The sequence below is a fragment of the Lentzea sp. NPDC051838 genome, from assembly GCF_040681245.1.
In the GTDB taxonomy this organism is placed as follows: domain Bacteria; phylum Actinomycetota; class Actinomycetes; order Mycobacteriales; family Pseudonocardiaceae; genus Lentzea.
The window spans coordinates 1-22,641 of the sequence record NZ_JBFAYI010000036.1 but is presented as its reverse complement, the minus strand read 5'-3'; the positions used below and the strand labels follow the sequence as shown (position 1 = coordinate 22,641).

Sequence of the window (22,641 nt, the reverse complement as noted above, 5' to 3'; positions counted from 1 at the left end):
TTTTTTCAGGGCTGGCAGCCGGGGCACCAGAAGAGGTTGCGACCAGCCAGTTCCGCGGTCATGACCTCGGTGCCGCACACCAGGCACGGCTCCCCGGCGCGGCGGTAGACGTACACCTCACCTCCGTGCCGGTCGACGCGCGGCGCACGTCCCATGGCTTTGGGCATGTGCTCACGGCGGACGGTGTTGATCTGGCCGACCTTCACGCCGTCCTTCATCAGCACGACCAGGTCGTCCCAGATCGTGTCCCAGAGCTCGCGGCTGACCTTGTTGCCGACCAACGTCGGGTTCACGTTGTGCCGGAACAGGACTTCGGCGCGGTAGACGTTGCCGACGCCCGCGAGGATCTTCTGGTCCATCAGCAGCTCGGCCAGCGACTTCTTCGACCGGAGGATGCGTTCGTAGGCCAGGTCCGGGACGGCGTCCCTGCGCAACGGGTCGGGGCCGAGCCGCTTCCGGATCGCCGCGACCTCGTCTTTGTTGAGCACATCGCACTGGGTCGGGCCGCGCAGGTCCGTCCAGTGGGTCTCGCCGACCATGCGCATCCGGACCTGGCCGATCGGGAGCAGTACCGGGAGCGGTGACTCGGTGAAGGTCCCGATCAGGCCGAGGTGGACGTGCACGATCGCGTCCGGGCCGTAGACGTGGAAGAGGTGCTTGCCGTGCGCTTCGGCGCGGACCAGCTTCCGTCCGTCCACAAGGGACGCCGCCGCGGCGAAACGTCCCTGTGGACTGGTGACGGACACGGGCTTGCCCGCGTACCGGCGCTGGTGCAGCCGCGCGAGGCGGTGCAGTGTGTGGCCCTCAGGCACGGTTCTCGTAGGCGCTGACCTGGTCGATTCGGCGCTGGTGCCGCGGCTCGCCCGAGAACGGCGTCTCCACGAACGCGGTGACGATCGCCGTCGCCTCGTCGGTGGTGTGCTGGCGGGCACCGATGCCGACGAGGTTGGCGTCGTTGTGCTGACGAGCGAGCTGCGCGGTGTCGATGTTCCAGGCGAGTGCGGCGCGAGCGCCCTTCACCTTGTTCGCGGCGATCTGCTCGCCGTTGCCCGAACCGCCGATGACGACGCCGAGGCTGCCGGGATTCGCGACGACCTGCTCGGCGGCGTCGACGCAGAACGACACGTAGTCGTCCTGGGCGTCGTAGGTGTGGGCGCCGACGTCGACGACCTCGTGACCCTGCTCGGTCAGAGCCTTGGACAGGTGGGACTTCAGCTCGAAGCCCGCGTGGTCTGCTGCCAGATAAACGCGCACGTCCGGGAGTCTGACACGCTGGCAGGCATGTTTGCTCAGGAGGGGTACCAGCTGAAGCTGGAGTGGGGGCCTGAGGGCGTCGACGCGCTGCGGGGCTGTGACGTGCTGGTTGTCGTGGACGTGCTGTCGTTCACGACGTCCGTCGACCTGGTGGTGGGCAACGGCGGCCAGGTGCGGCCGTCGCGGTGGAAGCCTTCGTCGGGCAAGACGCTGCGACCAGCATCACTCGTCGAGGCCACGGGATTGGTCGAGCTGCCGTCGCCGAACGGGTCCAATCTCTGCTTCCTCGCCGCCGAGACAGGGGCTCACGTGCTCGCTGCCTGTCTGCGCAACGCAGGGGCTGTCGCCAAGCGTGCCGCTGAGCTCGGGGAGACGATCGGCGTGATTCCCGGTGGTGAGCGGTGGGGGCTCGACATCCTCAAGTCCGGCCCGCGGCAGTTCGGCCCGTCGCGCCCGTGCGTCGAGGACTACCTCGGTGCCGGTGCGGTGCTCGCGGCCCTGCTGGAGATGGGGCTGCCCGGCAAGGCTTCCCCCGAGGCGGCGCTCGCTGCCACCGCGTTCGCGAACACCGACGTCGCGGCTGCCGTGCGGGAGTGCGGATCAGGACGGGAGCTGATCGAGAACGGCCACCGGGCGGACGTGGACCTGGCACTGCAGCTCGGGGTCAGCAACGCGGTGCCCGTGCTCGTTGACGGGGTACTGCGGTGATCGAGATCGCGGACTGCGTGTTCATCAAGCGGCACACTGAGCTCGACCTGACGCTCGGGTACATCGTCGGCGCCGGTGACTCGCTGCTGGTGGACTCCGGCATGGATCTGTCGCTGGCCGAGGCGGTTCGGCCGTCGCGAATCGTGTTGACGCACAACCACTTCGACCACGTGCTGGCCACCGAGGCATTCCTGCCGTGCGAGGTGTGGGCGCACGAGGACTGCGTGATCGACGAGACCCTGCTCGAAAGCCGCGCCAGGTACTACAGCGACCCGTTCGAGGGCACCTTGGTTCCGCCCACGCACACGTTCCGCGACACCGTCACGTTGGACGTGGGCGGGCGACGTGTCGATCTGCACCACTTCGGTCCCGCGCACAGCTCGCACGACGTGATCGTGCACGTGCCGGACGTCGGAGTGGTGTTCGCGGGCGACCTCGTCGAGGAAGGTGCTCCGGCCCAAGCGGGTTCGGACGCGACGCCGTCGAACTGGCGCCACGTCCTGGACCTGATGCTCGAGCTGAACCCGCGCATCGTCGTGCCGGGGCACGGCGCTCCGGTCGACGCCGCGTTCGTCAGGGAGATGGCGATCCCGGGGACCTAGCCGGGAGGCCAGGTGAGGCCGCGGCCGCCGAGGACGTGGCAGTGGACGTGGAAGACGGTCTGGCCGCCATCCTTGCCCGTGTTGAACACGAGCCGGTAGCCGGACTCGTCCACGCCTTCGGACTTCGCGACCTGGTGCGCGGTCGCGAGGATCTCGCCCGCGAGCACCGGGTCGACGTCGCCGATCGTCCGGTGGTGCTCCTTGGGGATCACCAGCACGTGCGTGGGCGCCTTGGGGTCGATGTCGCGGAAAGCGAGCGTCGTGTCGGTCTCCGTCACGACGGTCGCCGGGATCTCACCCGCGACGATGCGGCAAAACAGGCAATCGGTCACGCCGGCATCGTATTGGGTGCGGTATTGGTTCCGTTGGGCTCTGTTGTGCCGGCCCCGCAGCGATAAACGATGGCGGGGTGAAGGGCGCCAAACTGCTGGTCATCGTTCGGTGCCTCATCAGTTTCGCGATCGGCGTGCTGCTGGTGATCCTCGCGATCCGCTTCGGTGAGGCGCTGTGGCGGGCCGTCCAGTAGTAGTTCCCCAGTGGACGAAGCAGTGGACGCATCAGCGGACGAAGCAGAACTCGTTGCCCTCGGGGTCGCGCATCACCTGGAAGCTGCCCTTCTCGTCGGTGTGGACCACGCCCTCGCGGGTCGCGCCGAGGTTCACGGCCTTCACGACCGCGGCCTCGATGTCGTCGACCTCGAAGTCGAGGTGCAGCCGGTTCTTCACGTCCTTGCGCTCGGGCACCGGCTGGAACGACATCCGCGGCCCGTCCGGCGGCTCGACGTGCGCCCAGCCGTGCGCGCGGTTCACCGGCTCCCCGCCCAGCAACTCGGCCCAGAACCGCACGAGCCGGCTCGGGTCGTTGCTGTCGACGACGATCTGCTCAAGCCTCACTGTGTTCCACCAGGTTCTCTCGTGCCCAGTCGCAGCAGAGGTCGAGCAGCCCCAGCAGCTTGTGCCCCTGCTCGGTCAGCTCGTACTCGACGCGCGGCGGGTTCTCGTCGTACTCGGTGCGCGCCACCGTGCCCTCGCGCTCCATGGCCCGCAACGTCTCGGTGAGCACTTTGGGCGTCACCGCGGGCATCTCGGCGCGCAGTTCGGTGAACCGTCGGCGGTCGTGGTGCAGTGCCCGCAGCACGTGGGCGGTCCACTTGTCACCGATGCGGTAGGGCAGGTTCACCAGCAGGTCGGACGGAACGCATTCCACCTGGTCACCCCCGATATCGTTGCGGAAACCGGCTACCCCGAGCCTACCTTCGCGCTCATGACGAAGATCGTTGTGTTCGGCGCCTCCGGGCGAGCGGGAAAGCAGATCGCGGCGGTCGCCGAGGCGCGCGGCCACGAGGTCCTGAGGGTCGGCAGGAACCCCGGCGTGCACAAGGCCGCCGAAGTGGCCGAGGGCTACGACGTGGCGGTGAGCGCGGTGGCCGACCTGTCCCGCGATGCGGCTGACTTCTACACCGAGGCGGCCCGCGCACTGGTGGCGTCCGGTGTCGGCCGCATCATCGTGGTGGGCGTGTTCCCGCTGCTGGAGGCCTCGCCAGGGGTGCGGATGATCGACCTCCCGGACTTCCCGGAGGAGAACCGCGCGTTCATGGAGGGCCACGCCGCCGGAGTCGAGGTGCTGGCCGGCTCGGACGCCGACTGGCTGGTGATCAGTCCGGTGGGGATGTTCGGCGGCACGAGTTCAGGCAAGTACCGCATCGGTGGGCTCGACCCGTCAGACGAACTGACCTACGAGGACTTCGCCCTGGCCGTCGTGGACGAAATCGAACGCCCGACCTGCCGCCTGACCCAGATCGGGGTGGCTTCGGCGGGTTAGTTGTGATCTCGATCACGAAAAAGGACCGAGCGCTTGTGCACTCGGCCCTTTCGGAGAGCGGGCGACGGGAATCGAACCCGCGTAGCTAGTTTGGAAGACTAGGGCTCTACCATTGAGCTACGCCCGCGTTGCCGCCCTTGAGGGGCTGCGGTTAATACCTTAGCCGAGAGCGGTAAGCTGGTTGCAACCGGGGCGTGGCGCAGTTTGGTAGCGCACCCGCTTTGGGAGCGGGGGGTCGCAGGTTCAAATCCTGTCGCCCCGACGGTTGGTGAAACCCGCAGCGATGAGTCGCTGCGGGTTTTCGCATCTAGGGGACCAGGTAGCGGCTGGCCCAGGCCGCCAGCACCTCGGCCACGTAGGCGGCGTCCGCGCGGTTGGTCAGCAGGTGGTCGGCGCCGTCGAGTGAGACGAACGACTTGGGGTGGCGGGCCGCGTCGAAGATGATCCTGGCGTTGTCGATGCCGACCAGGTCGTCCTGCGGTGAGTGCATGACCAGCAGGGCGCGGTCGAGGCCCGCGATGCAGGCGGTCTGGTTCTGCTGCTTGATGTCGACGAGGAAGTCCTTGCTGATCCGGAACGGGCGTCCGGCCAGCACAACCTCGGCGACGCCGTGGGTTTCGATGTCGGCGCGCGAGGGGCCGATCAGGTGCTCGACGTGCGCGGTGTCGGCCGGGGCGCCGATGGTGACGACGGCGCGGACCTCCGGGACGCGGTGGGCCGCGGCGAGGACGGCGGCGCCGCCGAGAGAGTGTCCGATGAGGACGCTCGGGGCGCCGGTGGTGTCGCGCAGGTGGTTGGCGGCGCAGACGAGGTCGTCGACGTTGGACGTGAAGGTCGTGTTGGCGAAGTCGCCGTCGGACTGGCCGAGGCCGGTGAAGTCGAAGCGCAGCACCGCGACACCGCGGGCGGCGAGCTCGCGGCAGATGCGGGAGGCGGCCACGGAGTCCTTGCCGCAGGTGAAGCAGTGGGCGAAGACGGCCGTCGCGACGATCTCCCCGGCCGGCAGGTCGAGCTTGCCCGCGAGTGCCTGCCCGTGCTTGCCCGCGAAGACGGCTTTCCGGTTGTCCATGTTTTTCATTGTGGGCCCTCTATGGTGCGTCAAGTGCGCTACCAGTACCTGGACGCCCGGCTGCGGCAGGCGTTCGACGACGCCGGGCTCGACCGCGGGCAACGAGCGTTGTTGCAGGGTGTGTTGCGCGCGCTCGACCCCGATGCGCACCTCGGTGAGCACGTGGCGGGCCTCAACAGCGCGTTCCTGGCCGTCACCCGTGCGCAGACCGCGTTGGAGAGCCACGCCGCCGAGGACCAGCCCCGGTGGAACCTGTTGCGCCGCATCGTCACCACCTCGCTCGCGTGCGTGGACGCCGCTGCGCCCGCCTACGCGCACGGTGGCGCGCTGGAACTCGCTGCGGCGCGTCAGACGCTCGTCGAGGTCGACGCGGCCATCGCGGCCGACGGGCAGAGGTTCGACCCGCAGGTGGCGGCGAAGGCGGCGCAGAAGCTGGATCCGCACGCCCTGGAGACAGCGGTCAAGCAGTGGATCACTCCACTGTGGAGCGGCGTCGAACTTCCGGTGCGCGCCAGGATGATCGCCGAGGTCGCGGTCGTCGTGGCGGTGCACGGGCGCGACGGCAGGCACCTCCGGTCGGACCTGCTGAGGTGGCTGAAGAAGCCGACGGATCTGCACGAGGTGCTCCTGCCGGAACCGTGCAGGCACGTCGTCGCGCTGGTGGTGCGGGGCGCGCGAGTGCTGCGGCACTTGGACCAGCTGCTGCCCGAGGCGCGGCAGGAGTCGTTGCACCGCAACAGGTTGCCGAAGGACGACTTCCTGAAGGACGCCGTGGACGGGTCGTCGGTGCTGGTGCGGTTGCCGGTCACCGCGGCGGACGCGCACACGGCGGCGTTGCGGGGCAGGCGAATCCTCAGCGAGGTGCTCGACCAGTACGCGGCGGGGGAGCGGCTCACCGAGCTGAACATCGCGCCGTTGTGGCAGGTCAGCGGTCCGGGTGGACGGGTCACGCGCGGCACCGAGCACCAGCGCACGTTGAACAACGCCTACCCGCTCACCGCCTACTGGCCGGCGGAGCTGCGCAGTGCGATGCGGGTGGCGAACCTGGCGCGCCAGGTGGACGCGCCGATGGCCAGCGCCGGGCTCGCGTGGAGTGCGCTGGAGGCGACCGGGCTGGACCCGAGCCGGATCGCGTGGCTCGCCAAGGCGTGCGCGCTGCAGATGTTGCGGCAGCACCTGATCAGCCTGCACGTCGTCGTCACCAACCACGACAAGGAGCTGCGCGCGCCGTTGGACGCGCACGTGCCCACGACCGGGGTGAAGCACCATCTGAGGTCCGTGGACGCGTGGCTGGAGGTGCTGATCAAGCACAACCGGCCGCGGGAGGGGCTCAAGGCCGCGCAGGACGCCGTCACCGCTCTCGCCACGAACGAGGGCGGTCTGGTGCAGGACCTGGTCGAGATCTGGCGAACCAGGCTCACGGACTCCACGGCGCTGGCGGGCTGGCTGGCCGAGCAGGAGGACACCGCGGCCGCGTTGCTGGAGTGGCTTTACGTCACGAGGAACCTGGCGTTCCACGCGGGACGGTTCGCGACGCCGGCGGACGAGCTCACCGCGCACGCCGGGCAGGCCGTCGCCGACCTGACGCTCGAGTTCCTCGGCAACTGGCGGACCGTGGAACGACAGCAGGGTTTGCCCGAGACCTCCGCCCTGGAGATCTACCGCAGGCTCGCCCAGCGCTCCGACCAGCTGGTGGCCCGGCTCAAACGGGCGGGGTCCGTGCGCAGGTTGAGCGTCGAGGACATCTCCGGCCCCGACGAGAAGTGGTGGTCCCGCGGCACTGGCACCGGCAACGGTCAAGGCGCCAGTTGAGACGGATGCCCCACAGCGAAAAGGCCCTGCACCACCCGAAGCTGGTGCAGGGCCTGATGAACGTCAGGGCTAGGGCTTGGCCTTGGTCAGCCAGTCCTCGACCCGGTCAGGGTTCGCCTCGACCCACCGCTTCGCCGCCTCTTCGGCGGACATCTTGTACTTCGCGATGAACGACGCGACCGTGTCCTGTTCGTCGTTGCTCCACTGGAAGTTCTGGATCAGCCGGGCGGCGGGGCCGCCCTTCTCGATGAACTTCTTGGAGGCGATCTTGTCCAGCTCGTAGCGCGGGTAGTCGCAGGCGACCTTGGCCGCGTCCGCGTCACAGCCGGCCTTGTACTCGGGCAGCTCGATCTTGACCAGTTCGATGTCGAGGTGCAGCCACTGCGGCTCGAAGAAGTAGCCGATCAGCGGCGCCTTCTTCTCCTCCGCCTGGCGGAAGGCCTTGATCGAGGCCTGCTCGCTGCCCGCGTAGACGACCTTGTAGTTGAGGTTCAGGTTCTTCACCAGAGCCTCGTCGTTGGTCACGTACGAGGGGTCGCCGTCGAGCACCTGGCCCTTGCCCTCGGACTGCGGGGTGACGAACAGGTTCGCGTACTTGTTGAGGTTCTGCCAGTTCGTGATGTCCGGGTAGGTCTTCTTCATCCACGGCGGGACGTACCAGCCGATCACGCCCTTGTTGCCGGACGGGCCGACCCGCACGGCGGTGTGCTTCTCCTCGATGTACTTCTGCTTCAGGTCCTCGTGACCCCAGTTCTCCAGGATCACGTCGATCTCGCCGGAGTCGAGACCCTGCCAGGCCGTCTGTTCGTCGACTTCCTTCTTCGTCACCTTGCAGCCGAGCCGCTTCTCGGCGAGGTACGCGACGACCGCCGCGTTGGCCTCGTAGCCGACCCACGGGTTGACCGCGATGGTGATGGATCCGCAGGGCTCGCTGGGCGCCGTAGAGCTGGAGCGTGGTGACGACGATGTCGATCCGCTGCCACAACCGGCAATTGTCAACACGAACGCCATTGCCAGAGCGATTCTGGGGGCTTGCACGAACAGCTCCTCGTCGGGGGGAAGAGCGATGCAGGAGACCGCTCAGTTCAGCTTTTCCCGATCGATCGACGGCAGTCAAGTCATGGGATGATTGGTTGTCCACAAAGGACCGAATTTGTATCAGCCCTTGACCGTACTCGTGCGAAGGTCAATGCTGTCGCGCATCGAGAAACGGTGTGCGCAGTCCGCAACAGCCCGCAACAAGTTCCGCAACAGGTTCGGAGTGGTTTGGCGTGGATCCCGTGATTTCGGTCAGGGACCTGTGGAAGGTGTTCGGCCCCAACGCGTCTCAAGTGGTGGCATCGGACGAGCTGAAATCGTTGTCACGGTCGGAGCTGATGGACCGCACAGGTGCCGTCGCCGCCGTGCGCGGAGTGGACTTCGACGTCGCTCCGGGTGAGATGTTCGTGGTCATGGGACTGTCCGGGTCGGGCAAGTCCACTCTGGTCCGCTGTCTAACGAGACTCGTGGAGCCGACGGCGGGTGCCATCACGTTCGAGGGTGAGAACATTCTCGAGGCGGACCCGAAACGGCTGCGTGACCTGCGCCGGAACAAGTTCTCCATGGTGTTCCAGCACTTCGGTCTGCTGCCTCATCGGACGGTCGCGGACAACGTCGGTTACGGGCTGGAAATCCGCGGGGTACCGCGGGCGAAACGTGGGGAACGATCACAGGAAGTGATCGACCTCGTGGGGCTCACCGGTTACGAGAAGTCCTATCCGGACCAGCTTTCCGGCGGTATGCAGCAGCGCGTCGGACTCGCGCGCGCACTTGCCGGAGATCCCGATGTTTTGTTCTTCGACGAACCTTTCTCGGCGCTCGACCCGCTGATCCGGCGCGACATGCAGTCCGAGGTCATCAGGCTGCACCGCGAGGTCGGCAAGACGATGGTCTTCATCACCCACGACCTGAGCGAGGCGCTGAAGCTCGGCGACCGGATCCTGATCATGCGGGACGGCCAGGTCGTGCAGGTCGGCACCGGTGACGAGCTGGTCGGCGCGCCCGCGGACGACTACGTGCGCGACTTCGTGAAGGACGTGCCGCGGTCGCACGTGCTGACGTTGAAGTGGATCATGCGGCCGCCGCGTCCCGAGGACGAGCTGGACGGGCCTGAGCTGCCGCCCGAGACCGTGGTGCGCGAGGCCGTGCGCAGCGTGCTCAGCGCGGACAAGCCGGTGAAGGTCGTGCGGGACGGCGAGCTGCTCGGCGTCGTGGCGGACGAGGAGATCCTCGGGGTCGTGGCCGGGGAGGCGTGACATGGTTGCCGTCGCCGCCCCTCGGCAGCTTCCGCGCAAGACGCTGGTTTTCGGCGGGATCGTCGTCGCCTGGCTGGTGCTGTGGATGGCGTTCCGCAACGTCGGGACGCTGCCGCTGGACGCCTCCGCGCTGACGCCGCTGCACCGGTGGGTCAACGAGCTCAACGACGCCGTTGGCGCGTCGCGGAACTCCAACCCGGTGTTCCTGTACTTCTTCAACGAGATCCGGCTCGTCATCGACGAGTTCGTGACGTTCGTGCAGGCGTTGATCGCGCAGCCGTCGTTCGGCCGCCCGGTGCCGGTGATCGGCTGGCTCGGCGTGGTCGCGATCGCGGGTTTCGTCAGCTTCGTGGTCGCCGGCTGGCGGATCGCGTTGCTGTCGATCGCGGGCTTCGTGTTCCTCGGCCTGCAGGGTTTGTGGCAGGAGAGCATGGACACGCTCTCACTGACGCTGGCCGCTGTCGTGATCTCGTTGCTGTTCGGCATTCCACTCGGGATCTGGGCGGGACTGTCCGATCGGGCCAACCGGGTCATGCAGCCGGTGCTCGACTTCATGCAGACCATGCCGACGTTCGTCTACCTGGCGCCGCTGACGTTGTTCTTCCTGATCGGTCCGGCGTCGGCGACGATCGCGACGCTGATCTACGCCGCGCCGCCGGCGATCCGGATCACCGCGCACGCCATCCGGTCGGTGCCGCACAACACCGTCGAGGCGTCGGAGTCCCTGGGCGCGACCAAGAAGCAGACGCTGGTGAAGGTGCTGCTGCCGTCCGCGCGCAAGACGATCGTGCTCGGCATCAACCAGACGATCATGGCCGCGCTGTCGATGGTCACGATCGCGGCGCTGATCGACGCGCCCGGTCTCGGCAAGACCGTCGTGAAAGCGTTGCAGACGCTGGACGTCGGCACAGCGTTCAACGCGGGTCTGGCGATCGTGGTGCTGGCGATCGTGCTGGACCGCGTGACGACCGCCGCGACCGAACGCCGGAAGCTGCCGCGCTGGGCGTTGTACAGCGGGCTCGGCGTCACGGGTGTCGCGGTGTACTTCTCGTACACCTACCTGTGGGCGGCGGAGTTCCCGTCGGACGTGGAGATCGGCAGCTCGATCCGCAAGGGCGCGACCGCGGTGACGGAGTGGGCGCAGGACTCGCTGCCGCTGATCACCAACGGTTTCAAGGACTTCGTGACGTTCGCGTTGATCAACCCGTTGCAGGCGCTGCTGGCCGAGTCGCCGTGGTTCCTGGTGGCGCTGGTGATCGTGGCGCTGTCGTTCATGATCGGCGGCGTGCGCTGCGCGATCGTGTCCGCCGTTTGCCTGGGACTGCTGATCGCGACCGGGTTGTGGCAGGACGCGATGATCACGCTGGCGTCCACTCTGGTCGCCACGATCCTGGTGATGATCCTTGGCATCGTGGTCGGTGTGTGGATGGGGCGCAGCAGGCGAGCCGACCGGTTCATCCGGCCGATCCTCGACGCCGGTCAGGTCATGCCGGCGTTCGTTTACCTGGTGCCCTTCCTGGCGTTGTTCTCCGCGTCACGATTCACGGCGATCATCGCGGCCGTGGTGTTCGCGGCGCCGGTCGCCATCAAGATCATCGCCGACGGCATCCGGGCGGTGTCGCCCGCGACGGTCGAGGCGTCCACGGCGCTGGGATCCAGCTCGTGGCAGACGATCGTGAAGGTGCAGCTGCCCATGGCTCGCGGGGCGTTGACGCTCGCCGCCAACCAGGGGCTGATCTACGTGCTCTCGATGGTCGTCGTCGGCGGCCTCGTGGGCGCCGGTGCTCTCGGCTACGACGTGGTGGCCGGGTTCTCGCAGAGCAATTTGTACGGCAAGGGGCTCGCGGCCGGTGTCGCGATCGTCGTGCTGGGCGTGATGCTCGACCGCCTCACCCAGGCGGCCGCCAAGCGGTGGACCAACTAGGAGGTCTGGAAAGTGGCAAGGCACAGCGTGCTGGGAGCGGTGCTCGTGGGAGCACTCGCACTGGCTGGTTGCGGTGGCGCCAAGGTCGGTGACACCTCCTCGGGTGCGACCGGCGACTGCGGCACGTTCAACCTCGCGGTCAACCCGTGGGTCGGTTACGAGGCGAACGCGGCAGTGCTCGCGTACGTGGCCGAGAAGGAGCTCAAGTGCAAGGTCACCAAGAAGGAGCTCAAGGAAGAGGTGGCCTGGCAGGGCTTCGGCACCGGTGAGGTCGACGCCGTCGTCGAGAACTGGGGTCACGACGACCTGCGCAGGAAGTACATCGACGAGCAGAAGACGGCCGTCAGCGCGGGCTCGACGGGTGTGAAGGGCCAGATCGGCTGGTACGTGCCGCCGTGGCTCGCCAAGGAGCACCCGGACATCCTGGACTGGAACAACCTCAACAAGTACGCGGACCAGTTCAAGACGTCCGAGTCCGGCGACAAGGGCCAGCTGCTCGACGGCGACCCGTCGTTCGTGACCAACGACGAGGCTCTGGTGAAGAACCTGAACCTCAACTACAAGGTCGTCTACGGCGGCTCCGAGACCGCTCTGATCCAGGCCTTCCGCCAGGCGGAGAAGGACAAGAAGTGGGTCATCGGCTACTTCTACTCGCCGCAGTGGCTGCTCAACGAGATCAAGCTCGAGAAGGTGAAGCTGCCCGAGTACAAGGCGGGCTGTGACGCCGACGCCGAGAAGGTCGCCTGCGACTACCCGGACTACGACCTCGACAAGATCGTGTCCAAGAAGTTCGCCGACGCCAACGGTCCTGCGTTCAACCTGGTCAAGAACTTCAAGTGGACCAACGAGGACCAGAACACCGTGGCGAAGTACATCGCCGAGGACAAGATGAAGCCCGAGGACGCGGCCAAGAAGTGGGTCGAGGCCAACGCCGACAAGATCAAGGCGTGGACCGCGAAGGCCTAGGTCTTCCTGAGCGCTGAAACAGCAGGGGTGGTTCCCGGACGAGCGGAACCACCCCTGCTGCTTACCCCCGGCATCACGCAGCCTGTTGCCCGTTGGGAACCTCAGGCTCGTGGCGGTGCGTCATCCGGTGCCACCACGACCGCGGCTGCCCGCCGTTGCGGTAGTACTCCTGGACGCGGCGGGCGTCCTCCCGCAGAGCTGCCTGCCGGTAGTCCATCTCCGCCTTGATCGCTTCGGGCGTCCACTCCATCAGACTCACTCCTCAGTTCGTCTCTCTGTTGACGATGAGATTGCTGCTGAGGGGTGGCCCCTTACATCGGACGATCACCTAAGGCCGCGCCGCGAGACCCCTTACCCCGCGTTCCGCTGGCCGGATCAGAAGCTGCCCGCGGGCGGGGTAAGGCCTCACCATCAGGCGCATGACTGCCGCTCAACTACCCGCGCGAGCTGCGCGTTTCTTCGATCCCGCCACGCCGGTCCACTTCGACGACCTGCTGGACACGTGGAGCGCTTACTCCTACGCGGACGTGCTGAGGGTGCTGACCGACGTCGAGCACTTCTCGTCCGGCTATGGCCTCACCGACGAGACCAGGCCGTTCGCGAGCCCCATCCTCACCGGCATGTGGGCGGCGGACGGGCAGCGTCACCGCGACCTCAGGGCCGCCGTGACCGACCCGTTCCGGCCGGGCGTGATGACCCGCCTGGAGACCCAGGTCCGCTCGATCGTCGTCGACCTGCTCGCCCCGCTTCCGCCGGACGGGTTCGATCTGGTGCAGCAGGTCTCGCAGCAGCTGCCGGCACAGGTGATCTGCCACCTGCTCGGGCTCGACCTGTCGGCGGCGCCGCGGATGAACGGGTGGGTGGACGAGGCGTACCAGGTCTCGGTGTCCACGAACACCATCCCGGTGCAGGCCGACATGGCCGAGTTCTTCGCCGAGGTGCTCGCCGCGCGCCGGGTGACGCCGCGGGACGGGCTCATCGACGATCTGCTGGCCGCGCAGGACGCCGGGTACCAGGTGGACGGCCGGACGATGACCGACTGGGACATCATCGGCTACTGCGCGATGTTGCTGTCCGCGGGCATCGACACGACGGCGACGAGCCTGTCGAACGCGGTGCTGTTCCTGACCGAGCACGACTGCTGGGCCGAGTTGGGCGCTGACCCGTCGCTGATTCCCGGCGCGGTCGAGGAGTCGATGCGCTGGTATCCGGCCTTTCCCGGGGTGCGCAGGCTGGTCGTGCGGGACACGACTGTTGCCGGGCATGAGATCAACGCGGGCCAGTGGATCACTGGCTGGCTCAGCGCGGCGAACCGCGACCCGGCTCGATTCGCGGAGCCCTCCCGGTTCGACATCCGGCGCACGACGCGCAGCCTGACGTTCGGGCACGGCCTGCACCACTGCCTCGGCGCCGGGCTCGCGCGCCTTGAGCAACGGGTGCTGCTCGAGGAGGCGGTGCGGCGGCTTCCCTTGTTGCGCAGGGAAACCACCGCACCGGTCGTCCGTCGTGAGTGGATGATCGACGGTCTGCTGGAGGCGACCTTCCGCTTCGACTAGCGGCGGATCAGGTACGTCTCGCCGGGCGTCGCGTTGAACACCGCGTAGGAGTGGTAGACGTAGAAGCTCAGACAGTCCACTTCGGACAGATCCGACGCGCGGTAGGCGGCGATCGCGCCCCAGTTGGTCTTCGCGGCCATGGAATTCCGGGAAGGCATGCGAAAACTCCCCTAGCTGTCCTCACACCTTTGTGAGGCTCCCACCTCCACAAGAGGAAGGGGCGGGGCACGACTACCGTGCCCCGCCCGTCTCGTTCCGAAACAACCCGTTCAGCCGAGTGATCAGTCCCTGGTGAAGCGCAGGGTGATCACCTGGAACGGGCGCAGGACGATCTCCTCGGAGGCGTCGTTCTGCGGCCGTTCGAGGAGGTCGGTTTCCTTGATCCCCTGGTAGGAGAACGACGTGCTGAGCGTGGCGCGGGCTCGGCCGCCGTGCGCTTCGTAGAGCCGGACGACGACGTCGCCTGACCTGTCGTCGGCGAGTTTGACGGCCTCGACCCTGATCGCCGGGTTGTCGGTGCGCACCAACGTTTCCGGTGCTTGCGAGCCACGGACGGACTGCGGTGGCAGGTTGATGCGGTAGCCCGCGTCGATGGCCTCCGGGATGCCCGCGCCGACCACGAGCGCGTAGCGGAAGCGGTGCTCGCCCTGGTCGGTCTCGGGGTCGGGGAACCTCGGCGCGCGCAGCAACGACAGGCGGACCGTCGTGGTGGTGCCGCCGTCCTCGCGGGTGGTGCGGGTGACCTCGTGGCCGTAGGTCGAGTCGTTGACCACCGCGACGCCGTAGCCGGGCTCGCCGACGTGCAGGAAGCGGTGGGCGCAGATCTCGAACTTGGCCGCCTCCCACGAGGTGTTGGTGTGCACCGGGCGGTGCAGGTGGCCGAACTGGGTCTCGGCGGTGGAGACCTCGGCGCGCACGTCGAGCGGGAAGGCGATCTTGAGCAGTTTCTCGCGTTCCTGCCAGTCGACCTCGGTGTCGAAGTCGACCTGCTTCGCGCCTTCCCTCAGCCGGATCGTCTGGGTGAGCACCGAGTTGCCGAACTTCGCCCGGACCACGACGCCTTCGGAGGTGTCGATGCGCTCGGACGGGATCAGGTCGGCCTTCCAGTTGCGGTAGAAGGGGTCGATGTCCCAGGCGTCCCACTGGTTCGGGTTGTCGCGGTGCAGCTGCGGCATGCCGGCGAACCCGTGCGGGGGCAGGACCTCGCGGTCGTTCTCCAGGTCCAGGATCGACAGAACGATGCCGTCAGGGTCGATCGTGACGCGCAGCCTGCCGTTGTCCAGCACGCCGTTTTCCGGTGCCACGAAAGGTTTCGGAGCCTCGCCGCCGAGCACGTCGAACGTGAGCTCGTCGTCGCCGTCGCCCTTGATCGCGTCGATCGCCTGCGCGGTGAGGGCTTTCAGCTCGGAGGCCACGCGCGCGTAGGTGGCTTCGGCCTCGCGGTGCACCCAGGCGATCGAGCTGCCCGGCAGGATGTCGTGGAACTGGTGCAGCAGAACGGTTTTCCACAACCGGTCGAGCTCTTCGTACGGGTACTCGTGACCCTGGAGCGCGGCCGCGGTGGCCCAGTGCTCGGCCTCGCGCAGCAGGTGTTCGCTGCGGCGGTTGCCCTGCTTGGTCTTGGCCTGCGTCGTGTAGGTGGCGCGGTGCTTCTCCAGGTACAGCTCACCCGCCCACACCGGGGCGTCCGGGTACTCGTCCTGCGCGGCCTGGAAGAAGTCGCGCGGCGGTTCGACCTTGACCGTCGGCGAGCCTTCGAGGTTCGCGACGCGGTGCGCGGTCTCCATCATCTCGCGGGTGGGGCCGCCACCGCCGTCGCCGTAGCCGAACGGCACCAGCGAGCGCGAGGCCTTGGCGTGCTCGGCGAACTGGCGGGAGGCGCGCGCGAGCTCCTCGCCGGACAGCGACGAGTTGTAGGTGTCGACGGGCGGGAAGTGCGTGAAGATCCGGGTGCCGTCGATGCCCTCCCACCAGAAGGTGTGGTGCGGGAACTTGTTGATCTGGTTCCACGACAGCTTCTGGGTGAGGAACCAGCGCGACCCGCTCAGCTTGATCAGCTGGGGGAGTGCGGCGCTGTAGCCGAAGGAGTCCGGCAGCCACACCTCCTCGGTCTCCACGCCGAAGTTGTCGAGGAAGAAGCGCTTGCCGTGCACCAGCTGGCGGGCCATCGCCTCGCCGCCGGGCATGTTCGTGTCGGACTCGACCCACATGCCGCCGACCGGGACGAACTGTCCACTCCGGACCTTCTCGCGGACCCGGTCCCAGACGTGCGGGTGGTGGTCCTTCATCCACGCGTACTGCTGGGCCTGGGAGCACGCGAAGTAGAAGTCCGGGTACTCGTCCATCAGCTTGGTGACGTTCGAGAACGTGCGCGCGCACTTGCGGACTGTTTCTCGGAGCGGCCACAACCAGGCGCTGTCGATGTGCGCGTGGCCGATCGCGGAGACCTTGTGCGCGGAGGCGTTGGCGGGCAACGACAGCACCCCGGCCAGCTCTTCACGTGCGAGGTCGGCGGTGGCGGCTACCTCGTTGAGATCCAGCGCGTCCATCGCCCGGTCGAGCGCGTGCAGGATCTTGTGGCGGCGCGGGTCGTGGTCCGGCAGTTCCTTCATCAGCGACTGGAGCACCTCGATGTCGAGCATGAGGTGCCAGACCTGCGGCTGGAACACCGCGAGCTCGGCCTTGAGGATCTTGTACAACGGCTCGGTGCCCGCGGTTTCCTTGTCGCCCAACAAGGTCGGCAGGAACGGGTGGAAGTCGAGGATCGTCGGGTTGCCCGCGGCTTCGAGGTAGAAGAGGACCTCGGTGCCGTCGACGGGCAGGTAGGTGTTGCGCGGTTCGATGCCCTTGATGGGCTCGCCCTGCGCGTTGTAGGCGAGGCCCTCGGACTGGAAACCGGGGCCGGGGTGGGTGAAGCCGAGGTCGAGCACGACCTCGACCTGCTTGCCCTGCCACGCTTCGGGAACGCTGCCGGTGAGCCGGAACCAGCTCGTGCTCCACGGCGCGCCCCAGGCGTCGCCGACCGCGGCCGGTGCGTAGGTGGCGGCGAGGGCTTCGGCGACCGGGACGGGCTCGTCCGGCACGGTCCACACGGCCAGTTCGAGGGGTGCGGTCTCGCCGTAGATCGCCGGGCGGATGCGTTCCTTCAGCGTGCGGTTGAGTCGTTCTTCCAGCAGCGCGCGTTCGTCGTGCACGTGTTCACCCCAGCTCGATCGAGGCCCGCACGCCGTCGCGTGCGAGGGTCATCCACTCTTCGAAGAAAGCTCCGCCCGGTCCCCACGAGGGCCGGTCGCCGTGCAGCTTGATCGGCGTGCGCTCGGCCGGCGCCGGCGTCGCCTCTCGCACGATCCTGGCGATCGCCTCCCCGAGCGGCTTGACCTTGCGTTCCGTCGTCAACAACCCCAACTCGTACTCGCGTTCGGGGAAGTCCACCAACGCACGGTCGACGTCGTGCGAGCACCACCACGTCACGCCCCAGAGGTTCGAGCAGGTCAGCACGTTCGCAAGCGTTTGCTCGGCGAACTCCGGGGCCTGTTCCGCGCTGATCTCGGGCTGGGCGGCGCCGACCTCCTGCAGCCACACGGGCCGGTTCGGGTCCTTCGCGTGCGCCTTGGCCAGCTCGACGAGGTATTCGGCGTGGTGGAGGCTCTCCGTGGACATCGGGCCGTAGCGCTGCGCGGTGCCGTTGAAGACCCACGAGTGCACGGTGGTCATCGCGCCCTTGTTGGCCGCGTGTTCGGGCAGGAACTCGTGTTCGCTCTCGTACCAGACGGCGTCGTACTCGGAGTGCACGTGCGGGAGTCCGGGCGCGGACCGGTCGCACTCGGCGAGCAGCGCGTCGATCCACTCGCCGGCTTGCTCCGGCGTGCAGGGGTTGGACTCGGTGAGCAGGTTGACCTCGTTGCCCAGGGTGAAGCCGAGGAAGTTCGGCTTGTCCTTGAGCGCCTCGGCGAGCGTGCGGATGTAGAACTTCTGCCCGCTGATCACGTCCGGGTCGATGAAGATGTTGCGCTTGTGCCAGGTCTGCACCCACGACGGGTAGAAGTCGAAGCTCGACAGGTGGCCCTGCAGCACGTCGACCTGCACGTCCAGGCCGGTTTCGCGGGCCGCGTCGAGCATCTGGGCCAGCTGCTCGACGGCTTTCGGGCGGACCAGGCCGCGGTTGGGCTGGAACACCGGCCACAGCGGGAAGATCCGCACGTGGTCGAGGCCGAGGCCCGCGATGGACTCGAAGTCGGCTTTGACGTCGTCGAGGGAGAAGTCGAGCCAGTGGTGGAACCAGCCGGTCGACGGGGTGTAGTTCACGCCGAAACGCAAGGTTGAGCTCCTCGGGGTCTAGCCCTTGATCGCGCCTTCTCCCACTCCGCGGAAGAAGTGCTTTTGCAGCAACAGGAACAGCAGGATCAGCGGGAGGACGGCGATGATCGTGCCCGCCGCCACCAGCCGCTGGTTCTGCACGAACGTGCCCTGGAGGTACGCGAGGCCGATGGTGAGCGTGTACTTCTCCTGGTCGCTCAGCACGACGAGCGGCCAGAGGAAGTCGTCCCAGCTGAACATGAACGAGAACAGCGCCACCACGACCAGCGTGCCCTTCACCGACGGCAGCGCGAGGCGGGTGAAGCGCTGCCAGGCGTTGGCGCCGTCGATGATCGCGGCTTCCTCGACTTCGGCGGGGAGTGCGAGGAAGGCGTTGCGCAGCAACAGGATGTTGAGCGGGGCGATCGCGCCGGGCAGCACGACCGCGGTGAGCGTGTTGTTGAGCTCGAGGCCGCGCATCACCAGGAACAGCGAGATGAGGATGGCCTCGAACGGGACGAGGATGCTGCTGGCGAAGATCACGCCCGCGAACCTGCGGCCCCTGAACTTCAGCCGTGACAGGGCATAGCCGGCCATCGCGGCGCCCAGGCAGTTCGTGAGGACGTTGACGCTCGCGACGCCCAGCGAGTTCAGCGCGAACGTCCAGACGGGCACGACGTCGGCTACAGCCGCGTAGTTGCTGAACGTCGGGTCGTTGGGGATGAAGTCGGGGACGAAGACGTCCTCGGTGGGGCCCTTGATGCTGGTCACGAACTGCCACAGGAACGGCCCGATGCTGATCGCGAGGATGCTCAGCAGGCCGAGGTACCGGAGGGCGAGTTTCACAGCTGGTCCTCCCTGCGGTTGAGCTTGAGCGTGATCAGCAGCAGCCCCAGCAGGATCACGAACAGCACGAGGCTGAGCGCCGAGGCGTACCCGACCTCACCGGTGAGGCCGCGGCCGACGGACTGGATGAGCATCACCATCGTCGTGCTCGCCCCGCCCGGCCCGCCGGTGCCGCCGGAGAGCAGGTAGATCTCGGAGAACACGCGGAACCCGTTGACCGCGCTCAAGGCCGCGATGAGCACCATGGTGGGGCGCAGTGAGGGCACGGTGACCGACCAGAACCTCCTGACCGGTCCCGCGCCGTCGACCATCGCGGCCTCGTGCAGGTCCTTCGGCACGTTCGCGAGCGCGGCCAGGTAGATGACCATGTAGTAGCCGAGGCCGCGCCAGACCGTCACGAGCATGGAGCTGAAGAGCAGCAGCGTCGAGTCGGTCAGGAACGGAATCCTGGTGCCGCCCAACGCTTCCACGACGCTGTTCACCAGGCCGCGGCTGTCGAGCAGCCACGTCCAGATGAGCCCGACCACGACCGCGGACGCGATCACGGGCGTGAAGAACGCCGTGCGGAAGATCCCGATGCCCGGCACGATCTTCTGCGCCAGCATCGCGATCAGCAGCGGCAACAGCACCAGTGGCGGCACGACGCACACCATGTAGAGCAGGCTGTTGCGCGCGGCCACCCAGAACTTCGGGTCCTGGGCCATCCGCACGAAGTTGTCCACACCGGTGAACTGGCCGCCGCCCAGCGCGCTCGCGTCGGTGAACGCGAGCACGATCATGTTCAGGAACGGGAAGATCGTGAACATGAGGCAGACGGCCAGTCCTGGCAACAGGAACAGCCACGGCGTGTACGGGCGGTGCGTCACTTAAGCAGCCTGTTGCACTCTGCGACCGCGTCGTCCAGTGCCTGTTTCGGCGACTTCTTGCCGAGCATCGCGTCGGCCAGCTGCTGCAGCAGTGCTTCGCGCATCTGGTCGCTGAACTGCACGGGCGTGTAGTTCACCGCGGTCTGGAGCTGCTTGGCCGCCGCGACGCGCACGCGTGCCTCGTCGCTGCCGTCGTCCGTGGTGAAGTACGGGTCGTCGCCGCCCTTGCTGGTGCTCGGGAAGATCGAGGCGAGCTTGGCGAACTTCACCTGGTTCTCGGCGTTGGTGACGAACCGGCCGAACGCGAGCGCCGTCGCCTGGTTCTTGCTGCTCTTCGGCACGCTCACGCCGTGCAGGAACATGTTGGCGCTGCCCGTGTTCGTGATGGGCTTGGTGATGCCGATGTTCGCGTAGAGGCTCGGCGCGTCGGTCTTGAACTTGCCGAGGTCGTACGCGCTGCCGGGGTTGAGCGCGGTCTGCTGCGCCATGAACTTCGTGCCGGCGCCGGTGTAGTTCTGCGTGAGCGCCTCGGGGATGAGCGCGCCCGCGTCGTACATGCGCTTGTAGCTCTCGACGAACTCGATGCCCTTGGGCTCGTTGAAGGTGAACTTGTCCGCGTCGAACACCTTCACGCCGTAGAGCCCGAAGTCGGCGATGGACGGCGTCTGGCCGAGCATCGCGATCTTCTTGCTCTGGGCGAGCTTCAGTGCTTGCTCTTCGAGTTCCTTGAACGTCGTCGGCGGCTTCTCCGGGTCCAGGCCGGCTTCCCGGAACAGCGCCTTGTTGTAGAAGATCGGCCCGGTGTTGAGGTACCAGGGGAAGCCGTAGCAGCCGCCCTTGCCCGGGATCTCGAACGCCTGCCACGCGTTCGCCAGGTACTCCGGCTTGGCCTCCTTGAGCGCCTGGTCCAGGTCGACCAGCTGCCCGGCCTTGGCCAGCGGGAAGCTGAGGTCCGGCGGCACGTTGATCACGTCGGGCAGGCTGCCCGCGCTCGCGTCGGCCATGACCTTGGCCAGGTACCCGTCCGCGGGCTGGTCGACCCACTTCACCGAGGTGCCCTGGTGCTGCTTCTGGAACGCGTCGATGACACCGTTGACGTAGTCGGTGTACTTGGGCTTCAACGACCACGTCTGGAACGTGATCTCGCCGGTCACCTGCCCGCCCGCCGACGAGTTGCTCGCGGTGTTGCCGGACAGTCCGCAGCTCGCGAGGGCTCCGCTGACAGGCACCGCCGCCAGGCCTGCGAGGAACGTGCGCCTCTTCATTGACACCCACCTCCTTGGTCGCGGACCCTAGCTAAACCGGTTTATCTCCGGCTAGCCTCCGAACGTCTTGTTGTCTCGTTCCGGACAGGACGAGGATGCGCGGGTCGAAGGGTGCGCTGGGTGAAAAGGCCGACCATCAAGGACATCGCGGCTGCGGCCGGGGTGTCGAAGGGGGCTGTGTCGCTCGCGCTGAACGGGCGGTCCGGCGTGTCGGACGCGACCCGTGCTCGGGTGCTGGAGGTGGCCTCCGGACTGGGGTACCGGCCGTCGGTCACCGCACGGGCGTTGTCGTCCGCCTCCGCCGACGCGGTGGGGCTGGTGCTGGTGCGGCCGCCTCGGGCGCTGGGGGACGAGGCGTTCTTCTTCCAGCTGATCGCCGGGATGCAGTCGTCGATGTCGTCCGCGCTGCTGTTGCAGGTGGTGTCTTCTCGGTCCGACGAGATCGAGCTGTACCGGCGGTGGTGGGCCGAGCACCGGGTCGACGGGGTGTTCCTGGTGGATCTGCTGGTGTCGGATCCACGGGTCGAGCTGATGTCATCGCTGGGGTTGCCGGCCGTTGTTGTCGGCGGGGCTGGGCATCACGGGTCGCTGGCGTCGGTGTGGGCTGATGACTACGCGGCCATGACTTCTGTGGTCGAGTATCTGAAGTCGTTGGGGCATCGGCGGATTGCCCGGGTCGCTGGGCTGTCTTCGTTGTTGCACACGGTTCGTCGGGATCAGGCGTTTCTCGCGTCTGTTGTGGACGGTGTGATCGTTGCCGGGGACTACACGGCTGAGGCTGGGGCGGTGGCTACTCGGTCGCTGTTGTCTTCTGCGGATGCGCCTTCGGCGATTGTTTATGACAACGACGTTATGGCTGTTGCTGGGGCTGAAGTGGCTGCTTCGCTCGGGGTTGCGGTGCCGTCGGAGTTGTCGATCGTGGCTTGGGATGACTCGGTGCTTTGTCAGCACGGGCGGTTGACTGCTTTGTCTCGGGATACTTTTGCGTTTGGGGCTCGGGCTGCTCGGGCGTTGTTGGCTGTGGTGGAGGGGGCTTCGCCTACTGACGTCGAGGATGTGTTGCCTGAGTTGGTGGTTCGGGGGAGTACTGGGGGTGCGCCTTCGGCGCGCGGGTAGGACCTTGCGAGTCGCGACCTTGCGGGTGGTCGGGTTGCGTTGGGCGTGTTCCTGTTGCGAGTCCGTAGGTGGTCCCGTGCCGTGCGGCTGTCGCCTTGCGAGTCGCGGCCTTGCGGGTGGTCGGGCTGCGTTGGGCGTGTTCCTGTTGCGAGTCCGTGCCGTTCCCCTGTTGCGTAGTCAGAGTTCCGGTTGCGTGCTTCCCCTTGGGAGCTCTGCCCCAAACCCCGCCAATCTGATCAGGGGGCC

General features: G+C 67.3%; 23 protein-coding genes and 2 tRNA genes. 10 read left to right on the top strand and 15 right to left on the bottom strand.

The window, feature by feature from the left end; translation table 11 throughout:
• Positions 1-5: 5 nt before the first annotated feature.
• Both AB0M24_RS41635 and AB0M24_RS41630 read right to left on the bottom strand, forming a co-directional pair.
• Positions 6-812 (bottom strand): DNA-formamidopyrimidine glycosylase family protein, encoded by an 807-nt coding sequence (locus tag AB0M24_RS41635; RefSeq protein ID WP_363779549.1) that lies wholly within the window; start codon positions 810-812, stop codon positions 6-8.
• The gene (locus AB0M24_RS41630; RefSeq protein WP_363779547.1) at positions 805-1,254 is read right to left on the bottom strand and encodes a ribose-5-phosphate isomerase; all 450 of its coding nucleotides are present in this window, start codon (positions 1,252-1,254) and stop codon (positions 805-807) included. The genes AB0M24_RS41635 and AB0M24_RS41630 overlap by 8 nt, the downstream gene beginning before the upstream one ends.
• 27 nt (positions 1,255-1,281) lie before the next feature.
• On the opposite strand from AB0M24_RS41630, the gene AB0M24_RS41625 reads away from it, so the two are divergent.
• Both AB0M24_RS41625 and AB0M24_RS41620 read left to right on the top strand, forming a co-directional pair.
• Positions 1,282-1,962 (top strand): 2-phosphosulfolactate phosphatase, encoded by a 681-nt coding sequence (locus tag AB0M24_RS41625; protein WP_363779545.1) that lies wholly within the window; start codon positions 1,282-1,284, stop codon positions 1,960-1,962.
• Positions 1,959-2,564 carry an MBL fold metallo-hydrolase gene (locus AB0M24_RS41620; protein WP_363779543.1) on the top strand — a complete coding sequence of 202 codons (606 nt, stop codon included), beginning with the start codon at positions 1,959-1,961 and terminating at the stop codon, positions 2,562-2,564. Before AB0M24_RS41625 ends, AB0M24_RS41620 begins: the two co-directional genes overlap by 4 nt.
• Here AB0M24_RS41620 and AB0M24_RS41615 read toward each other — a convergent pair.
• The 3 genes from AB0M24_RS41615 to AB0M24_RS41605 all read right to left on the bottom strand — a co-directional run bounded on the left by AB0M24_RS41615 (position 2,561) and on the right by AB0M24_RS41605 (position 3,770).
• Positions 2,561-2,896, bottom strand: coding sequence for a histidine triad nucleotide-binding protein (locus AB0M24_RS41615; protein ID WP_363779541.1), 336 nt, complete (start codon positions 2,894-2,896; stop codon positions 2,561-2,563). The genes AB0M24_RS41620 and AB0M24_RS41615 overlap by 4 nt on opposite strands.
• 225 nt (positions 2,897-3,121) lie before the next feature.
• On the bottom strand, positions 3,122-3,457 hold the full coding sequence (locus AB0M24_RS41610; RefSeq protein WP_363779539.1) for a VOC family protein: 336 nt from the start codon (positions 3,455-3,457) through the stop codon (positions 3,122-3,124).
• Positions 3,447-3,770 carry a helix-turn-helix domain-containing protein gene (locus tag AB0M24_RS41605; RefSeq protein WP_363779537.1) on the bottom strand — a complete coding sequence of 108 codons (324 nt, stop codon included), beginning with the start codon at positions 3,768-3,770 and terminating at the stop codon, positions 3,447-3,449. Before AB0M24_RS41605 ends, AB0M24_RS41610 begins: the two co-directional genes overlap by 11 nt.
• Positions 3,771-3,827: 57 nt before the next feature.
• Here AB0M24_RS41605 and AB0M24_RS41600 point away from each other — a divergent pair, with 57 nt between their 5' ends.
• A complete protein-coding gene (locus AB0M24_RS41600; protein ID WP_363779535.1) occupies positions 3,828-4,385 on the top strand; it encodes an NAD(P)H-binding protein in 558 nt (185 codons plus the stop codon).
• Between the two features lie 56 nt (positions 4,386-4,441).
• On the opposite strand, the gene AB0M24_RS41595 is transcribed toward AB0M24_RS41600, so the two are convergent.
• Positions 4,442-4,512, bottom strand: a tRNA-Gly gene (locus AB0M24_RS41595).
• A 61-nt stretch (positions 4,513-4,573) separates the two neighbouring features.
• Here AB0M24_RS41595 and AB0M24_RS41590 point away from each other — a divergent pair.
• Positions 4,574-4,647: transfer RNA gene (locus tag AB0M24_RS41590), tRNA-Pro, on the top strand.
• 45 nt (positions 4,648-4,692) lie between these two features.
• On the opposite strand, the gene AB0M24_RS41585 is transcribed toward AB0M24_RS41590, so the two are convergent.
• A complete protein-coding gene (locus AB0M24_RS41585) occupies positions 4,693-5,454 on the bottom strand; it encodes an alpha/beta hydrolase (RefSeq protein ID WP_363779533.1) in 762 nt (253 codons plus the stop codon).
• Between the two features lie 33 nt (positions 5,455-5,487).
• On the opposite strand from AB0M24_RS41585, the gene AB0M24_RS41580 reads away from it, so the two are divergent.
• Positions 5,488-7,266, top strand: a complete 1,779-nt coding sequence (locus tag AB0M24_RS41580; RefSeq protein ID WP_363779531.1) for a hypothetical protein — start codon at positions 5,488-5,490, stop codon at positions 7,264-7,266.
• Positions 7,267-7,335: 69 nt separating this feature from the next.
• Here the strand turns inward: AB0M24_RS41580 and AB0M24_RS41575 are convergent, their stop codons facing one another.
• On the bottom strand, positions 7,336-8,304 hold the full coding sequence (locus AB0M24_RS41575) for an ABC transporter substrate-binding protein (protein WP_363779529.1): 969 nt from the start codon (positions 8,302-8,304) through the stop codon (positions 7,336-7,338).
• A 233-nt stretch (positions 8,305-8,537) separates the two neighbouring features.
• Between AB0M24_RS41575 and AB0M24_RS41570 the strand changes: the two genes are divergently transcribed.
• Genes AB0M24_RS41570 through AB0M24_RS41560 form a run of 3 tightly spaced genes read left to right on the top strand, consistent with a single transcriptional unit; the run spans position 8,538 to position 12,450 of the window.
• On the top strand, positions 8,538-9,560 hold the full coding sequence (locus AB0M24_RS41570) for a betaine/proline/choline family ABC transporter ATP-binding protein (protein ID WP_363779527.1): 1,023 nt from the start codon (positions 8,538-8,540) through the stop codon (positions 9,558-9,560).
• 1 nt (position 9,561) lies between these two features.
• Positions 9,562-11,484, top strand: a complete 1,923-nt coding sequence (locus AB0M24_RS41565) for an ABC transporter permease subunit (protein ID WP_363779525.1) — start codon at positions 9,562-9,564, stop codon at positions 11,482-11,484.
• A 12-nt stretch (positions 11,485-11,496) separates the two neighbouring features.
• Positions 11,497-12,450: an ABC transporter substrate-binding protein gene (locus tag AB0M24_RS41560; protein WP_363779523.1), complete on the top strand. Its 954-nt coding sequence runs from the start codon at positions 11,497-11,499 to the stop codon at positions 12,448-12,450.
• Between the two features lie 73 nt (positions 12,451-12,523).
• Here AB0M24_RS41560 and AB0M24_RS41555 read toward each other — a convergent pair whose 3' ends face one another.
• A complete protein-coding gene (locus tag AB0M24_RS41555; RefSeq protein WP_363779521.1) occupies positions 12,524-12,700 on the bottom strand; it encodes a hypothetical protein in 177 nt (58 codons plus the stop codon).
• Positions 12,701-12,869: 169 nt separating this feature from the next.
• Between AB0M24_RS41555 and AB0M24_RS41550 the strand changes: the two genes are divergently transcribed.
• Positions 12,870-14,006 carry a cytochrome P450 gene (locus tag AB0M24_RS41550; protein WP_363779519.1) on the top strand — a complete coding sequence of 379 codons (1,137 nt, stop codon included), beginning with the start codon at positions 12,870-12,872 and terminating at the stop codon, positions 14,004-14,006.
• Here the strand turns inward: AB0M24_RS41550 and AB0M24_RS41545 are convergent.
• From AB0M24_RS41545 to AB0M24_RS41520, 6 genes are all read right to left on the bottom strand, one after another.
• Complete coding sequence (locus tag AB0M24_RS41545; protein ID WP_363779517.1) at positions 14,003-14,164, bottom strand: hypothetical protein; 162 nt, start codon at positions 14,162-14,164, stop codon at positions 14,003-14,005. The two genes, AB0M24_RS41550 and AB0M24_RS41545, sit on opposite strands and share 4 nt — an antisense overlap.
• 123 nt (positions 14,165-14,287) lie before the next feature.
• Positions 14,288-17,200 carry a glycoside hydrolase family 38 C-terminal domain-containing protein gene (locus AB0M24_RS41540; protein ID WP_363779515.1) on the bottom strand — a complete coding sequence of 971 codons (2,913 nt, stop codon included), beginning with the start codon at positions 17,198-17,200 and terminating at the stop codon, positions 14,288-14,290.
• A 4-nt stretch (positions 17,201-17,204) separates the two neighbouring features.
• Positions 17,205-18,323, bottom strand: coding sequence for a cellulase family glycosylhydrolase (locus AB0M24_RS41535; RefSeq protein ID WP_363779513.1), 1,119 nt, complete (start codon positions 18,321-18,323; stop codon positions 17,205-17,207).
• An 18-nt stretch (positions 18,324-18,341) separates the two neighbouring features.
• On the bottom strand, positions 18,342-19,148 hold the full coding sequence (locus tag AB0M24_RS41530) for a carbohydrate ABC transporter permease (RefSeq protein WP_363779511.1): 807 nt from the start codon (positions 19,146-19,148) through the stop codon (positions 18,342-18,344).
• Entirely contained in the window at positions 19,145-20,014 is an 870-nt protein-coding gene (locus AB0M24_RS41525) for a sugar ABC transporter permease (RefSeq protein ID WP_363779509.1), read from the bottom strand. The genes AB0M24_RS41530 and AB0M24_RS41525 overlap by 4 nt, the downstream gene beginning before the upstream one ends.
• Complete coding sequence (locus tag AB0M24_RS41520) at positions 20,011-21,279, bottom strand: sugar ABC transporter substrate-binding protein (protein ID WP_363779507.1); 1,269 nt, start codon at positions 21,277-21,279, stop codon at positions 20,011-20,013. Before AB0M24_RS41520 ends, AB0M24_RS41525 begins: the two co-directional genes overlap by 4 nt.
• Before the next feature lie 120 nt (positions 21,280-21,399).
• Between AB0M24_RS41520 and AB0M24_RS41515 the strand changes: the two genes are divergently transcribed.
• Complete coding sequence (locus AB0M24_RS41515) at positions 21,400-22,395, top strand: LacI family DNA-binding transcriptional regulator (RefSeq protein WP_363779505.1); 996 nt, start codon at positions 21,400-21,402, stop codon at positions 22,393-22,395.
• Positions 22,396-22,641 lie beyond the last annotated feature (246 nt).

Bases quoted from the DNA above. Each gene is read 5' to 3' on its own strand.
- AB0M24_RS41600 (WP_363779535.1), top strand. From the start codon at position 3,828: ATGACGAAGATCGTTGTGTTCGGCGCCTCCGGGCGAGCGGGAAAGCAG.
- AB0M24_RS41565 (WP_363779525.1), top strand. From the start codon at position 9,562: ATGGTTGCCGTCGCCGCCCCTCGGCAGCTTCCGCGCAAGACGCTGGTT.
- AB0M24_RS41520 (WP_363779507.1), bottom strand. From the start codon at position 21,279: ATGAAGAGGCGCACGTTCCTCGCAGGCCTGGCGGCGGTGCCTGTCAGC.
- AB0M24_RS41545 (WP_363779517.1), bottom strand. From the start codon at position 14,164: ATGCCTTCCCGGAATTCCATGGCCGCGAAGACCAACTGGGGCGCGATC.
- AB0M24_RS41625 (WP_363779545.1), top strand. From the start codon at position 1,282: ATGTTTGCTCAGGAGGGGTACCAGCTGAAGCTGGAGTGGGGGCCTGAG.
- AB0M24_RS41555 (WP_363779521.1), bottom strand. From the start codon at position 12,700: ATGGAGTGGACGCCCGAAGCGATCAAGGCGGAGATGGACTACCGGCAG.
- AB0M24_RS41550 (WP_363779519.1), top strand. From the start codon at position 12,870: ATGACTGCCGCTCAACTACCCGCGCGAGCTGCGCGTTTCTTCGATCCC.
- AB0M24_RS41585 (WP_363779533.1), bottom strand. From the start codon at position 5,454: ATGGACAACCGGAAAGCCGTCTTCGCGGGCAAGCACGGGCAGGCACTC.